This window comes from Acinetobacter kyonggiensis (genome assembly GCF_900107285.1).
In the GTDB taxonomy this organism is placed as follows: Bacteria; Pseudomonadota; Gammaproteobacteria; order Pseudomonadales; family Moraxellaceae; genus Acinetobacter; species Acinetobacter kyonggiensis.
The window spans coordinates 1-15,178 of record NZ_FNPK01000011.1; the positions used below are offsets into that span (position 1 = coordinate 1).

The 15,178-nt window shown below is 37.3% G+C and carries 12 protein-coding genes; 5 read left to right on the forward strand and 7 right to left on the reverse strand.

Translation table 11 applies throughout. The features are described from left to right. Window positions 1–242: 242 nt before the first annotated feature. Window positions 243–1,394 (forward strand): acyltransferase family protein, encoded by a 1,152-nt coding sequence (locus BLV99_RS10120; protein WP_092690440.1) that lies wholly within the window; start codon window positions 243–245, stop codon window positions 1,392–1,394. A gap of 310 nt (window positions 1,395–1,704) precedes the next feature. On the opposite strand, the gene BLV99_RS10125 is transcribed toward BLV99_RS10120, so the two are convergent. The 4 genes from BLV99_RS10125 to BLV99_RS10140 form a co-directional block, all read right to left on the reverse strand. After that, on the reverse strand, window positions 1,705–2,121 hold the full coding sequence (locus tag BLV99_RS10125; protein ID WP_092690246.1) for a GlcG/HbpS family heme-binding protein: 417 nt from the start codon (window positions 2,119–2,121) through the stop codon (window positions 1,705–1,707). Between the two features lie 77 nt (window positions 2,122–2,198). Beyond that, entirely contained in the window at window positions 2,199–3,500 is a 1,302-nt protein-coding gene (gene hemL, locus BLV99_RS10130; RefSeq protein WP_092690249.1) for a glutamate-1-semialdehyde 2,1-aminomutase, read from the reverse strand. Between the two features lie 45 nt (window positions 3,501–3,545). Beyond that, entirely contained in the window at window positions 3,546–4,166 is a 621-nt protein-coding gene (thiE, locus tag BLV99_RS10135) for a thiamine phosphate synthase (RefSeq protein WP_092690251.1), read from the reverse strand. A 633-nt stretch (window positions 4,167–4,799) separates the two neighbouring features. Further along, window positions 4,800–5,183, reverse strand: a complete 384-nt coding sequence (locus BLV99_RS10140) for an Mpo1-like protein (protein ID WP_086184618.1) — start codon at window positions 5,181–5,183, stop codon at window positions 4,800–4,802. A 273-nt stretch (window positions 5,184–5,456) separates the two neighbouring features. On the opposite strand from BLV99_RS10140, the gene BLV99_RS10145 reads away from it, so the two are divergent. Together BLV99_RS10145 and BLV99_RS10150 are read left to right on the forward strand one after the other, a co-directional pair. Continuing rightward, entirely contained in the window at window positions 5,457–6,917 is a 1,461-nt protein-coding gene (locus tag BLV99_RS10145; protein WP_092690254.1) for a CYTH domain-containing protein, read from the forward strand. Window positions 6,918–7,074: 157 nt separating this feature from the next. Next, the gene (locus tag BLV99_RS10150; RefSeq protein WP_092690257.1) at window positions 7,075–8,538 is read left to right on the forward strand and encodes a CYTH and CHAD domain-containing protein; all 1,464 of its coding nucleotides are present in this window, start codon (window positions 7,075–7,077) and stop codon (window positions 8,536–8,538) included. A 24-nt stretch (window positions 8,539–8,562) separates the two neighbouring features. Here BLV99_RS10150 and BLV99_RS10155 read toward each other — a convergent pair whose 3' ends face one another. Next, complete coding sequence (locus BLV99_RS10155; protein WP_086165679.1) at window positions 8,563–9,195, reverse strand: hypothetical protein; 633 nt, start codon at window positions 9,193–9,195, stop codon at window positions 8,563–8,565. Window positions 9,196–9,304: 109 nt separating this feature from the next. Between BLV99_RS10155 and BLV99_RS10160 the strand changes: the two genes are divergently transcribed. Then, the gene (locus BLV99_RS10160) at window positions 9,305–9,700 is read left to right on the forward strand and encodes a DUF3144 domain-containing protein (protein ID WP_092690260.1); all 396 of its coding nucleotides are present in this window, start codon (window positions 9,305–9,307) and stop codon (window positions 9,698–9,700) included. Between the two features lie 123 nt (window positions 9,701–9,823). Continuing rightward, on the forward strand, window positions 9,824–10,888 hold the full coding sequence (locus BLV99_RS10165; protein ID WP_092690262.1) for an amidohydrolase family protein: 1,065 nt from the start codon (window positions 9,824–9,826) through the stop codon (window positions 10,886–10,888). Between the two features lie 93 nt (window positions 10,889–10,981). Here the strand turns inward: BLV99_RS10165 and BLV99_RS10170 are convergent, their stop codons facing one another. After that, on the reverse strand, window positions 10,982–13,747 hold the full coding sequence (locus tag BLV99_RS10170) for a M16 family metallopeptidase (protein WP_092690265.1): 2,766 nt from the start codon (window positions 13,745–13,747) through the stop codon (window positions 10,982–10,984). Window positions 13,748–14,194: 447 nt separating this feature from the next. Next, on the reverse strand, window positions 14,195–15,016 hold the full coding sequence (locus BLV99_RS10175; RefSeq protein ID WP_092690445.1) for a PhzF family phenazine biosynthesis protein: 822 nt from the start codon (window positions 15,014–15,016) through the stop codon (window positions 14,195–14,197). Between the last annotated feature and the right edge of the window lie 162 nt (window positions 15,017–15,178).

Consider the following 15,178-nt stretch of genomic DNA (forward strand, 5'->3'; position numbering starts at 1 on the left):
CATCTATATTTCATATCCAGTCCATGATGTTTAAGCCATCATAAACTAGACATTTTTATTGGTGAGAATATAGACATTTTGAATGGGTTCTAACACTTGCATTTCGAATAAAAGATTTTATGTTAAATCTATGATCAAAATGGCCATAAATAGTTCGTTGCTAAAAGGTGTCTATAAAATTATGTAGAAAAGATGAAGGCGAATACTTACAATGCACGTTTAATATTGTCAACAAATATACAATGTATTTTTTTCCAATTGATGCCATTTATCTTTTTTTACTACTCATTTCATGTATTGGGCTTACTGTTGTTCTTTTAAAAAAAGTTCACTTCTTACCAACAGAAGTGATTCAACGCTCTTCACCGCTCGATGGTTTGCGTGGAATTCTTGCTCTTTCAGTACTTGCTCATCATTTTTATATTACCTATGTATGGAAGACTGCTGGAGAATGGAAAAAGCCTGAATTTGTTTTAATTGATAATTTCGGGGGTACAGCAGTTTCTCTCTTTTTTTTAATTACTGGCTATCTTTTTATCAACAAAATGATGAAAGTGGATATTAGTTGGAAACAAGTTTACTTATCTCGGATAAAGCGGATTTACCCTCTTTATATTGCGACATTTTTCTTCATTCTTGCGATTACAGTATCTAATGTTCCGATTAGTAATACGAATATTAGTGCATTCCTAAAATGGGTAAGTGCTTGGCTTCTTTTTAAAGGTGGAACTTTTGAAGGGTTTGAAAGTGGGCTTGTCATTGCTGGTGTAGCTTGGACTTTGATGTATGAATGGAAATTCTATTTCAGCCTTCCAATCATCTACTGTATTTACCATAAGAAGATTCCCTTAGCCTTATCACTAATTATTATTGCAGCACTTCTTTTCTATATTTTTAAGGAAAAGTCTCACTACTACTACGCCCTATTTATTCTTTCTATTCCTGCAATCAAGTTTAAGGAACATTTAAAAAGCTTTATATTTGAATCTCCTAAAGCGACGAATGTGATTGTAATCGGACTTAGCGTGCTTTCTTTATTTTTTACTGAACCATATACCTTTTCACAAATGATCCCTTTAGCGGTCATTTTTTCATTCATTGCAAATGGTTATAATTTCTTCGGTATGCTCTATAACAATGGTCTTCGAATACTAGGTGAAGTAAGTTACAGTATTTATCTTATTCATGGCGCAGTATTGTACTTTTTCTTTTCTGTTTTGAATATTATAGATTTTAACACTACATCTTTATACTCCTACTATCTTTCATTCCCTATCATTTTTAGTGTGGTAGTACTGCTATCTCTTTTTACTTACAAGTTTATTGAAAGTCCGTTTTTAAGAAAAAAGGCTCTTATATCCAAAAGAGATCCTGAATTAATTACAAATAAATAAAATCGTTATTTCGAGCGGTTTATTTATAGTGAACTTTATCGGATTTATCGAGGCTTTTTAGACTAATTTTGGTTTTTCAAAGTTATCTACTTAATAGCGTGTATGTAGTTTTTCTAAAATCAACACAATACTCTTTACACGAAAACTTTATTTTATTTAATATTTTTCAATAACTTAAAATATAAAAACCCAGACTTACCAATCTGGGCTTTTTTGTCGATTTATCACGTTCCACAACTCATTATCGTACAAAATCCTGAGATTTTATTGAGTTAAACTTAGAAAACCATATAAAATCAAAATATAAAAATCAGCCACCTTGCGCCAAAAACTTCTCAATTGCCTGCTGCGCAATCTCCGCATCTTCAAATGACTTCACCCCAGAAACACCCATTGCTCCAACAAGTTGCCCTTGATACAAAATCGGCTCACCACCTTCCAGCATGCCAGAAAAACTGTCCATAGTCAGAAAGCCCATTTGACCGCCCTTAATAATATCTTCAAACAGTTTGGACGGACTGCGACTCATTGCCGAGCACTTGGCTTTTTCTATTGCCAAATTTGCAGTCATCGGTGCTGCGCCATCCATACGCTTCATTGCTAATAAACTCCCTGTTTCATCTACCACAGCAATACTGACATTGAAACTGTTCTGAATCGCATATTGATGAGCTTCATTTAATAAAAATTCAGCATCGCTCAAAGTCAAATAATGTTTGGTTTGCATTCATCTTTTTCCATTTTCAAAATCTATATAAAAAAACCCGAACGAATTCGGGCTTGGGCTAATATAAATTATAAATATTAAGCTTTCATTTCTGCAAAGGTTTCTTTGGCAGCTTGAATCGTGTAAGCAATATCTTCATCAGAATGTGCTGCCGAAATAAAGCCAGCTTCAAAAGCAGATGGGGCAAGATTTACACCACGGTCTAACATGCCATGAAAGAATTTACGGAAGGCAGCAACATCACATTTCAACATTGAATCAAAACTGGTGATGTCTTCTTGATCGGTGAAATACAACCCAAACATACCGCCCACTTGTTGCGTTTTAAATGCAACACCCGCTTCTTTCGCAACTGCTTCCAAACCTGAAAGTAACTTAGCAAGTTGGGCAGTTAAATTTTCATAGAAGCCTTCAACACGTAAATGTTTGAACATTTCTATACCGGCACGCATCGCCAACGGATTACCTGACAATGTCCCCGCTTGATAAACTTTACCCAGTGGCGCGATGCATTCCATCACTTCACGTTTACCACCAAATGCACCGACGGGTAAGCCTGCACCAATAATTTTACCTAAAGTCGTCAGGTCAGGTGTTACGCCATAATGGGCTTGTGCCCCGCCCAGACCGACACGGAAACCTGTCATTACTTCATCAATAATAAACACTGAACCATGTTCATCACATACATCACGAATTGCTTGTAAGAAACCATCAATTGGTATAACCAAGTTCATGTTACCCGCTACAGGTTCAACAATGACCCCAGCAATTTCATGACCAAATTTAGTAAAGCATTCTTTAAGCATTGCAATATCATTGTACGGAAGGGTTAAAGTATGCTTCGCAAAATCAGCTGGCACACCCGCAGAAGTCGCTTCACCTTCACCATTGGTCAACATACCCGAGCCCGCTTTAACCAAAAGCGAGTCTGAATGACCGTGGTAACAACCTTCAAATTTTACAATTTTGTCACGCCCCGTATAACCACGCGCTAGACGAATGGCAGTCATGGTCGCTTCAGTTCCCGAATTGGTCATACGAACCAATTCAATCGACGGCATAATTTCACAAATAATATCCGCCAAAGTTGTTTCATGAACCGTAGGTGCACCAAAACTTAAACCGTCCACAGCAGCATCTTGAACTGCTTTAATGATGGCTGGATGCGCATGCCCTAGAATCATCGGCCCCCATGAACCCACGTAATCGACATAACGCTTACCATCGACATCGTACAAATACGCACCTTTGGCTTTTTCGATAAATACAGGCGTACCACCTACCCCATTAAAAGCACGTACTGGTGAGTTCACCCCACCTGGAATATGTTTGCTGGCTTGTTTAAACAATTGTTCTTGCTTTGGAGATAAGCTCATCAATTTACTCAACTAAAAATTTAACTACAAAAATAAAAAAACTGCTTAAACCGTCGCACTAAAAAGTTCAGACCACTCATCTAAACGTTCAGGAATATGATTCATTGGACGACCTAAAATATCACTGATCACCGCGCATAAATCTGCGCCTGCTGTAATCACAACATCGGAATTTTCAACCGTTAAACCACCAATGGCACAAATCGGTACATTCAACTTGGCTTTTGCTTGCTTTAATGTTTCCAGACCAATATTGCCTGCTTCAGGTTTAGTATCAGTGGCATAAATTGCACCAAATGCCACATAGTTTGCACCTTCTGCAATGGCTTGTTCAGCCAGTTCGAGTGAATTATTACAACTACAACCAATCAGTACACCTTGAGGCAATTGTGCGGCAGCATCGGCAATTGAGCCATCATCTTGCCCCAAATGTACACCCACACCATATTTAACTGCCATTTCTAGATCATCATTAATCACAAAAGGAACAGCATATTCAGCACACAAGGCTTTCATATATTCCACTTCGTAAATTTGATCTTCTTTTGTGACTTTCTTACGGCGATATTGCAATACGGCTATGCCACCATTTGCAAAAACACCTTCCAACTTTGCAAGTAAAACTTCTAAAGGATCATCATTGGTAATAAGATATAAACCGCGCATAAAAAACTGCCAAAATTAAAACTACCCTATTATATGCACAAGATTAACCAGATTCAGTGCATTTCAGGCAAATAGCAATTGATTACTAACCATAGACGGATGAAAAAATTAGAAAATTGTAATCAATCTCACATTTTCCATCCTGCAGCGAGAAATACCTGTTTTCAGGGATAGATCGAATGCAAATTAAACGGTCTAATACAACAACAGAATAACCATAAACAAAAAAATAGTAACTTGGAACAAAACAACGAATTGACTTTCTAATGCTTTGTCATAAAACGCGCTTGGGGAAGCGGACAAAGAATTAGAGAGTCAACTATTTTAGCTAAAACCTATGTCAATTCAATCTATTAACCCAATAAAAATGTATTTCTCCAACGAGAAAATACTGTAAATTTTCGCTATAAATTCATCCATAAAAAAAGCCCAGAGAAAGGTCGCTCTAGGCTTGGAAAGCTTTAAATTTGTATTTTTGTTTAATCTAAAAGATCAACAATTCAACATATAACTATTAATAGAATATTCATTCTATTTTTGCAAGCCCTAAGCAGTTTAAATTTTTGATCAAAGTGCGACTTGTTTTTCATACCATCATTATTATGATGGCTAAATCATGCTTTAGTTCTCTCATTAGCTTGAAATTTTATCCAATGAGCGGTCTTTTAAACTTAAATTTCCGCGTAATACATCGGAAAACATACGCCAATCCGAAATAAAACTATAGATCGGTTGTTTAAAACTAGCTGGTTTATTTTTCTCAAAAACGAAATGTCCGACCCATGCACAAGCATAGCCAGATAACAGCCCATAGATAAAATATTTTGGCTTTCTTTGAAGAATGGCTTTACTCAAAAAATACACCCCGACACTACTTCCCAATACGTGTAAACGGCGACTGATGATATTTCGATGCTCGGTTAAATAAAAGCGATAAAATTCATGATAATTTTGAATAGGAAGCTGAAATTCTGGTTGTGGGTTAAGTTCCAATTTAAGCTCTACGGGTGCATTCATTTTTATCATCCTATTTATTTTTCTTTACGTTAGCGTATTTTCCATACAAACAAAAGTGTTCCTAGCGATAACTTTTTGTTCATTTCAAATACAATGCCTGAAGAATCGCTTCGTCAAGTCTTACATGAAAAATCATTTTCGCTACAATTGCAGGTTTAAAATAAAGAATACAATTCAAGCGCTATTAAAAATCACTTTTTCATAACGCATTTGTACCGTAAAGATGACGTTTTTTATGTCTAACATAGCGTCAAAAAATTAGGATGAAAGATCATGGTCGAAGTTGAATTAAAATTTCAAATTCCAGAAGCACGACGTAATGCTTTACTCAAAGCGTTAGATCCTAAAAAATCAGAAATTATTCAACTTAAAGCAAAATATTATGACACTGAAGAACGCTTACTTTCACAACATGGTGTTGCCTTAAGACAACGATTAGAAGGTACACGTTGGATTCAAACCTTAAAAGCGGCTGGAAAAAGCCATTTACACCGCTTTGAGCACAATTATGACCTTGGTGAACAAGAACAAGCACCAGAGCTTGATTTAACTATTTATAATAATGATGCTGAAGCACAGCAAATCCTTAACAATGCTTTGGGCAACTCACAAGCACAACTTAAATTACAATTTGAGACGGATATTCAGCGCACTTTTCGCGTTCTTCGATTTGAAGAAACCGACATTGAAGTCAGTTTAGATGTTGGTGAAGTCCGTACTGCAACTGCACAGTGCGAGGTTCATGAAGTTGAATTCGAGCTTAAAGCAGGCTCAATCCAAGCCCTTTTAGCCTTTAGTTTTGAATGGGTAAAAAAATACCAACTTTGGTTAGATGTTCGTAGCAAAGCTGAAATAGGTCATCTTTTAGCCACCCATCAAAAAGTCAGTTCGGCAAAATCAGCAAAAGAATTTACTTTAAGTAAAAAAGATTCTGCTAACAAAAACTTACGACTTCTAATTGCTCAACAATTACAACATTTACTGCCAAATATTGCCGCTATTTCAGCGATTGTGGCGGAAAAAGAACATGTTCAACAAGCCCAAATTGCCTTAGATCATTTGAATTTAACGCTATCTTTATTTAAAGATTGGAATGACGCTGTTTCAGATAAATGGGCCATGCAACTGGGTGCATTTAAACAGCAGTTCGATCATTTACAGCATTTGGAACACATGCAAACCACTTTGGGAGCCTTTTTACAAAACCCCAATACTGCATCCAATCTGACCAAAGATATTTTGTATGCCAAAGAAAAGTTGTCCAATTTGGTTCGCTCAACGCAAAATGTACATCATTATTTGGAACTCTTGATGTTCAGTTTAGAGCAAGAGGAAAAACCTCAAACACATGATTTAAAATGGTTTGCTCAAAACACATTGCAAAATCAATACAAGCAATTACATGACAGTTTAACCAGTGCAAATATTGCTGACTTTGAAAGCCTCGATAAATTATCCACTAAAATTCATGAGTTAAAATTTAGCTTCCCTATTTTAACCTCGATTTATGATGTTAAAAATTTGCAAAAATACAGCAAAGCTTTAAATGACGCTCAGCTTGCCGCCAGTGAATATCAAATTCTAGCTTCTTCCGCAGCTTATATTCAACAAACTGAACTTGAAGCCAGTGACTGGTTTGTTTTGGGTTGGCTTACCGCCAAACAAGAGGTTTATGCGCAGCATTTACTTGAAGCGACTGAACAATTCCTAGTCAGCCGAAAATTTATTAAGTAAACCATCAAAAGCGTATTGTCCCCTATTCGAATCACTGCCGATATTTTGGACGATACGCTTGATCTACTTTTTCAGCATAACATGACTACTATTTTATTCAGTCTGGCTTACAATTAGGATAGAACAATATCGATAATAAAATGTCAGGAGTTTTGATATGCTAGAAGTTGAATTAAAATTTCAGATCCCCTCGCAACATCAAAAAAAACTCTACCAATTGTTTTTGGCTAAAAATGCGCAGCCTCGCTCACTATATGCACAATACTACGACACCCCCGAACGACATTTAGCTCAACAGCATATTTCATTGCGACAACGCCTTGAAGATACGCACTGGATACAAACCTTAAAAGTATCCAGTGAGCATCATTTAGAACGCTTTGAATTAGAAATTGATTTAGGAGCAGTTGAACATCCCGCTTTAAATCTCGAAATTTATCAATCACATCCACAAGCAAAAAAAGTGCTAGAGCATGCTTTAGGCAAACAGGCTAAAAATTTAAGCATGCAATTTGAAACAGATGTAAATCGCCTTGTTTATGTGGTGCATTATAATCATGCAGAAATTGAAGTCAGTTTGGATCGGGGTGAAATTCGTCATGACAAACAGAAACTAGCCATTTATGAGCTTGAATTTGAACTTAAAAAAGGTGCAATCCCCAACTTTATTCAATTTATCCAACCGTGGATTAAACAATATGATTTATGGTTAGATGTGAGAAGTAAAGCACAGCGTGGTGATTGTCTAAGCCAAGAATTAAAGACTACAACTGTGCAATTTGCAGCTCCACTGCAACTTAATCGACAAGACTCTACCGATGCCGCATTAAAACAGATCGTAAATAATAGCTTACAACATCTATTGCCTAATGCTACAGCCATTGCTTCTGAACACTATACACATGAACATGTACACCAGACGCGTGTCGCGATCCGCCGCCTAAGAAGTGCTTTACGTATTTTTGGCAATTGGTCAAATGATGTTGATCCAAACTGGCAACAACAACTTACCACACTGTTTCGTCAACTCGGTTCAACACGAGACTATGATGCCTTAAATGAAGGACTCATCCCACGGTTACAGCAAGCAGGTGCTCCTTTCACTCAGCTCCCCCCCGTTACCGAGGAGAATAATGTCCCCATTGATGCGTCTTTACGTACTTTAGATACTGTTCAGTTGATGTTAGCGTTACTGCAATTCGTGCATCAACCCACTAAAAAGCAAAAAAAGATGGTCTTAAAAAAAGATATCGCAAAAAAATTCCAAAAATTGCATCAGCAAATTTGTAAGGATGCCGACCAATTTCTAGAACTGGATATTGCGTCACAACATCGCACCCGCAAACGAGTCAAACGCTTGCGTTATTGTGTTGAATTTATTGCCTCGCTCTATCCCAATAAAGCCGTTAAAAAGTATCTCAAAGACTTAAAACCACTACAAGAAAGTTTGGGACAATATAACGACTTACTTGTGGCTGAAGCACTATTTCAAGGCATTGTTAAACAGAAACAAAAAGTCTGGTTTGTTTTGGGCTGGATTGCCAATGAAAAACAATACATGTTGCAACAGTCAGAGCAGCATTTAGTAACATTTTCCAAAACGAAGACTTTTTGGTTATAAAAGAGAAGCAAATATCACCATCAATTAGCGATATTTGCCGAAAATTTTCCACGTATTATTATCAGCCAACGGGTCACTATAGCTATCGTTACGCTGTTTACGCGGCTTATCTCGTGCATCAACCAATTCAAAGTGTGGCTCTGTACTAAGTACAATACCATTCACATAAAATCGCGTCCGCGTATATTCACTTTGCCCATGCTGAAACACATAGGTACGCAGGTCAATAAATTCACGGTGCGCCACTAACGCAGCAGTATCATCACTTTCTAACCAAGCTTGCATCGCTTGAATTTGTTCAGCTTCATATTGTCCACATTTGTCTATTAAACTGGCAATACCGCGAAAAGTCTTCGACTCCTTAGCACGAGTTTTATTAATCCGAATCCGATCCACATGAAAATAAAATAAAGGCAAGTTCAAATGACTGGGTAAATGAATCGCATCTACTACCTCATCCTGCATAAAAGGTTGAAATAGATCCTGTGCCCTTTCAATAAGCCCTGTCCATTGCCGATAATATTCTTCAACTTCGACCTTGGAACCATAATAAATAGGCAAACCTTCAACATTGGCTAAATTTACAGGTGGCCAAATATTTTGGCGCAATAAAGCAATGTCACTTTTTAAACTTTGTACCGCAATGGCATCTTGCATTACATTATCCATTTTTATACTTAGGCTATTTTTAGATTAAGCCAAAGGTTTAGTTTCTGCAAGCCTTTGCCTATAATATGGCATTAGATCGTTTTTGCAGGAAAAGTTCATGGTTCAAAAGATTGAAGCAACAGATGTAACCGAAGAAGAAGCGTTAAATGCTGTTTTTTTTGAACGTGCTGATGAATTTATTAAACATGCCAATGACTTCTGCCGTATTGAAAAAGGTTCGCAAGTAAAGCCGACTGAAATACGTGGGCAAGTCAGTGCTGCAATGTTATTTGGTACGGCGCGTTTTAATACGTGGGTCGCAGCAAATAACTTTAAAGATGGCAATGAAATGCGTGATGCGAAAGATCAAGTCATGTCTTACATCATGCAACAATTTCAAATGATGCTTGAAGATAACTATGATGAATATTGCGAACAGTTTGAAAACTATCTTCGCTTCCGTCATAACGAAGAATTTCATGCCAATAAGCATGACCATGATCACAAACATTGATCATTCGATTAAAAGCCCGTCAGGGCTTTTTTTAGGTCTTCATTTTTTGGATAAAAGGTTATTCAAAGCAATCATACTTTGCAGTATGGTAAATAGTCAGGACATGCTGAATTAGGGATACATATGCAACAACTGAATTTTGCAATGATTGATGCGCATATTCACCAATGGGATGCTTATCACATGTCCTATTCAGCCTCTTTAGCAGTTAAATTATTGGGTAAGCATCCTTACTTACTAGATAAGCTTGTGCGTCTGGTTAAATCCGATGACCTGATCGAAACACTTGGGTTAACCAATCACATTACTGCACCTTATTTACCTGAAAACTATCTACAAGATATTGGACATTACCCCGTCGAACAAGTCGTGCATGTTGAAGCCCGTTGGCATAAAAACAAAGGCAAAGGCGCTGTGGATGAAACCCATTTTATTGAATCTTTGTCTTTTAACCAAGAAACGGTAAAACTAGGCGGTATTATTGCAACAGCAGATCCGCGAGACAGTAATTTTAAAAAGATATTGCAGTTACACAGCAAGGCTTCGCCACGCTTTAAAGGCATTCGTAAAATGGCCGCAGTGCATGAAGATCAAGACATTTATGCTTGGGCAGATGAACCGCACTTATATGCTAATAAAAAATTTCTAAAAGGTTTCGAAGCCCTAGCACACTACAACCTCACATTTGATGCTTGGGTGTATTCCACCCAATTAAATGATGTGATTGCGTTAGCCAAACAATTTCCTGAAACATCCATTGTGCTGGATCATTTTGGCACACCCGCAGGGCTTTTTGGTCAGGTTGGTACACTGACGGGACTCACCAAAATTGCCCGTGGAAATATTTTATTTCGTTGGCAGGACGATATGGCTGAGCTTGCCTTATGTCCAAATGTCTATACCAAAATGTCAGGTTTATTTATGCCTGTATTGGGTCATCAATTTCACAAGCAAGGTCGCGTAGCCAGTAAACAAGAAGTTTATGATTTAGCCATGCCACTCATTACTCACGTGCTGAAAAGCTTTGGTCCTTATCGAGTCATGTTTGCCTCTAATTTCCCGATGGATCGTGTCAGTACATCATTGGTGAATATTATTGATGCTTTTAGTGATGCTGTGGTGGCTTATGATCCAAATGCATTACAACAAGTTTTTCATCACACTGCCAAGCAGTTTTATTCGTTATAAAAAAGAACCTCCCTTAAATACAGGGAGGTTCTAAAGAGCATGTTATTTTTAACGCTTTATCACACAAGGTGAAATGAAATGACTTTCATTCCATCATTTTTGTGCTTTACCATATTGGTCAGCCATCACTTCCACGAACTGATCTAGCTTGATGTATTTCTTAATGACAGCATCGACATCGGCTTTCGTTAATTTTGCCAACGCCTGATCACGCTTTTCACGGAACAATAAATCTCGATGATGTTCGAGTTGTGGCATTAACATACGATGAATATTACGTTCATCTTCCAAAGCGGTGACTCGTTTTTTCAAGATATTGGCTTTGGCAGCCTCCAACTCTTGCTCGGTCACACCTTTGCTGAGCAAATTGTTGAGAACTTTATGCACACTCTGTGAAACTTGTGCCGACTTACCTGCTGTATAATTGGCTTCAATGGTTAAAGCACCTGAATCAATCCAATCATCTAGGTCTAAACTACTGCCAAAACCATACACCAAAGCATTTTTTTCACGCAGTTCTTGTGCAAGATGTGAAGAAAGTTGTGAGTCGCCCAAAATATAACTAAACACCATTAAAGCTGGCGTATCTGGATGATCAGCACCGACAGGGAAAGTCAAAATAGATTGGTAATTGCCAAATTCACGTTGTTCCGATAAAGCATGCACCTTCTGTGCAGGATAAACTTGATAATCGGAACTGAGTCGTTGGTATGGCAATTGCACTTTCCAACTGCCAAATTCCTTTTGCAAGATTTTGAGCATTGTTTTGGCTTGGTAATCGCCAGTAATCGCAATTTGTGCATGATTACTCACAAAGAAATTCTGATACAACGTCTTCACTTGCTCAACTGTTGCAGCCTTAATCTGCTGCTTTGCAAGATCAGGTTCAAAATGGTAACGCAAATCCCCAGGTTGATAGGTCTCTAACAAACGTGTCATGGTCAGCGCAGCCACTGTTTCTGGCTCGGTATAAGGTCGATCTAGAGCAGATAAACTTTGCGATTTAATCAAATCAAATTGTGATTGTTCAAACTTCGGTTTTTTCAAAACATCTAATATAAATTTAAAGTAGTCTTCGAACTTTTCTTTTTTCGCAACAATTTGAATGGTAATACTATTGCCGGATGCATTTGCAGCCGCACCACCACCCGCTTCAATGGATTTATCGGCAATATCTTGCAAGCTATATTGATCTGAACCACGTAATAATAAATATGCCATCAAATCTAAAACTTCACCTTGATTAAACAGTGATTTTTCAGTACCAAAATCGATCGAAATCGTAGCGTAGGTTTTATCATCACGTGTCGATGTTGGATATAAAGCGTACGAAATACCATTCTTCAATGTGCCACGTTGAATTTTCTTTTCAGTATTGACCAAGTACTGCTTAGAGGCTTTAACATAGTTAGCAACCTCCTGTTGGTAGACACGGCTATCTTTCAGTGGCTCTTCTTGAATATCCGTTTGCGCTAAGGTCTTAGTGGGTTCAGCTGCTTGCTTTTGCTTTAATGCTTTTTTCTGCTCTTCAGGTGTCGGTTGAATATCGCCCGAAATACGATGTTGTGGGACTAAAAACTGGGTTAAGGTTTGGTTCACATCGGCCAGTTTAAGTTTTTTGACATTCTCCAAATCGGTAAAATACTGTGACCAATCGCCCTGATAAGACACATAATAATCACTCAAACGCCCGCCCAATGCTGCGGCATTGCTTAATACGCTATCAGACTGATTTTGAATCAGGTTTTTTACCCGATTAAGTTCAGTTTCATTGAAGGGTTGATTTTTCTCTACCCCTGAAATTAATGCCGATTCAACTTTCTTAGCATCATGATTAGGTGCATAAATTGCGCCGATAAAAACCAAATTAAAGTCTTGATCCAACCATGTCGTTGATTGAACTGCTGTACTTAAACCTGTTTCCACGATACTTTGATAAAGATGCCCACTCGGCTGCATCGTATATAAATAGGGTGCTAAGGCAAGTTCAGATTTGATTTTTTCATTTTTACCATTCAAATAAATATTGAATTTCGCCAGATCACTGCCCTTTTGCACCAGAAAATTGCGCTGTTTCATTTTAGACGAATCAAGCACAGGAACTTTGGTCTGTGCTGGAACTTGGCGTGCTGCAATTGGACTGAAATTTTGGTCAATCTGTTTCAACACTTCAGCTTTATCAAATTTACCTGAAATCACCATCACGGCATTATTAGGTGCATACCATGTGCGATAAAACTTATTTAACTCATCCATTTTAATTGATTGTAATTCGTTTAAATCACCAATCGGTAAGCGTCCTAAATATTGATTGCCATAAGCCGACTTCCACATTTGATCCATCATCACAGAAAAAGGCTGATCCATACGAACTTCACGTTCACGTTTCACAATCGAAATTTCTGAAGGGACAAATTTTTCTTGTAAAACCAATTTATCCATCCGCTCAGCTTCAAGATGAATCACTTCATTAATCACATTTTGTTCTGGTCGAATGACATTGGTATATTTGGTCGAATAATAATCCGTACTGGCATTGGTCATTAAGGTATATTGATCCAAACGACGTTGAAACTCTTCGCCTTGAATATTCTGTGTCCCTTTAAAAGCCAAATGTTCTAATAAATGTGCTAAACCGCCTTTACCTTGCGGATCATTCAATGAACCGGTTAAATAAACCGTATTCATGAACACTTTATTTTCTTTATCATTTTGCGCAAGAATCACACGAAAACCATTCTCTAATTTATATTCCTCAATCTTTTGTTGAGATTTAACTAAAATAGGTTGTGACCAAGCAGTGGCACTCAAGCCTACTAATAATAAGGAGATGGTAAGTTGTTTAAACCGCATTAACATAATTATCCTAATTTATTCAATCATATGAATTTTTATAACCCTGACATCTTAGGAAATGATTTTTAGTTTTAATAGTGGTTTTTTGAAAAAATAGCCGTTTATTGCAACTAATACCAGTCAGTTAAAAAACTGATGGGTATTTTTTTAAATTCATAAAGTTATTCGATACGCGGAAACGTCATCCGCAACTGTTCGAGGCAAAACCACTTTAAAAAGTAAGGTTTCTGCGATTTAATTGATCAATAAAAGGTATTTGACGAGTTTTGCGGATGACAAATGCTTTTGGTTCTTTTGGCGTAACAAAAGAACAAACGAGCTCCAAATATTTGATTCAAGGATATAAGACTCCGCCATGAATAACAAAAGTTAAGGAGTTTATTTCTAAAATCCTTAACTGATCAGCATTAGTTTATTTCAACGGCTTTTCAGCTCATCTTGATCAATATTTTACAAATACAATTCTGCCTGCATATACAGTTTTGCATAACCTGAAATTTCAATCCGTTCATTTTCAAGCACCACACAATACAACTCACCTCCGCGCTGTGAAGCTTGATAAGCTAAAATTTCCTTTTTAGCCAATTTTTCAGCCCAAAGGGGTGCAATCGCGGTATGAATTGAACCCGTGACTGGATCTTCATTAATACCATTGGCTGGGGCAAAATAACGAGAAATACAATCATATTGTTCGGCTTGCGCAGTTAAGGCCAAATCAACCAATGTTCCTTGTGCTGTAATTGCCGTGCGAATTTTCCCCAATTGTTTTAACAGTTCTAAATTTGGCGTTTCATCTATGACATGTTGTGGGTTTTCATATTCCACAATATAAGCTTGGCTATTCAAATACACATTTTTAAATGGCTTGCTTAAAGCTTGATTGAGTATTTCAGGGTAGTCCGTAATCTTCTCTGCACGGCGAATTGGAAAATTCATTTTGATTTTGCCATCTGCCTCTTGACTGACCACAAAGATACCCAAATTTTTCACATGAAATTGAATTACTTTAGCCGAGGTGAAATCTTTAAACAGCACAAAGCTACTGGCTAAAGTCGCATGTCCACAAAAATCGACTTCTGTTGTTGGGGTAAACCAACGAATTTCATAATTTTCTGCATCAATGACTTTTACAAATGCCGTTTCAGACAAATTATTTTCCAAAGCCAAATTTTGCATCAATGCTTCATCCAACCATTGTTCGGTCACAATCACTGCGGCTGGATTGCCTTTAAATAACACATTGGTAAAAGCATCGACCTGATACATTTTCATATTCATTAACCTCACTGTATTTTTCATCATTTTACGCAACTCATCACAGCAAAATAGCGACAGATTTTAAAAAATAATTGATACAGATTATTTTTGAATAAAAAAAAGCCAATAGTAATCTATTGGCTTTATATAAACGCATCATATGGACACGCCAAGCAA

What these genes read in the sequence shown, in the direction of transcription:
- BLV99_RS10120 (WP_092690440.1), top strand. Translation starts at nt 243, where the DNA reads ATGTATTTTTTTCCAATTGATGCCATTTATCTTTTTTTACTACTCATT.
- BLV99_RS10125 (WP_092690246.1), bottom strand. Translation starts at nt 2,121, where the DNA reads ATGCAAACCAAACATTATTTGACTTTGAGCGATGCTGAATTTTTATTA.
- hemL (WP_092690249.1), bottom strand. Translation starts at nt 3,500, where the DNA reads ATGAGCTTATCTCCAAAGCAAGAACAATTGTTTAAACAAGCCAGCAAA.
- thiE (WP_092690251.1), bottom strand. Translation starts at nt 4,166, where the DNA reads ATGCGCGGTTTATATCTTATTACCAATGATGATCCTTTAGAAGTTTTA.
- BLV99_RS10140 (WP_086184618.1), bottom strand. Translation starts at nt 5,183, where the DNA reads ATGAATGCACCCGTAGAGCTTAAATTGGAACTTAACCCACAACCAGAA.
- BLV99_RS10145 (WP_092690254.1), top strand. Translation starts at nt 5,457, where the DNA reads ATGGTCGAAGTTGAATTAAAATTTCAAATTCCAGAAGCACGACGTAAT.
- BLV99_RS10150 (WP_092690257.1), top strand. Translation starts at nt 7,075, where the DNA reads ATGCTAGAAGTTGAATTAAAATTTCAGATCCCCTCGCAACATCAAAAA.
- BLV99_RS10155 (WP_086165679.1), bottom strand. Translation starts at nt 9,195, where the DNA reads ATGCAAGATGCCATTGCGGTACAAAGTTTAAAAAGTGACATTGCTTTA.
- BLV99_RS10160 (WP_092690260.1), top strand. Translation starts at nt 9,305, where the DNA reads ATGGTTCAAAAGATTGAAGCAACAGATGTAACCGAAGAAGAAGCGTTA.
- BLV99_RS10165 (WP_092690262.1), top strand. Translation starts at nt 9,824, where the DNA reads ATGCAACAACTGAATTTTGCAATGATTGATGCGCATATTCACCAATGG.
- BLV99_RS10170 (WP_092690265.1), bottom strand. Translation starts at nt 13,747, where the DNA reads ATGTTAATGCGGTTTAAACAACTTACCATCTCCTTATTATTAGTAGGC.
- BLV99_RS10175 (WP_092690445.1), bottom strand. Translation starts at nt 15,016, where the DNA reads ATGAAAATGTATCAGGTCGATGCTTTTACCAATGTGTTATTTAAAGGC.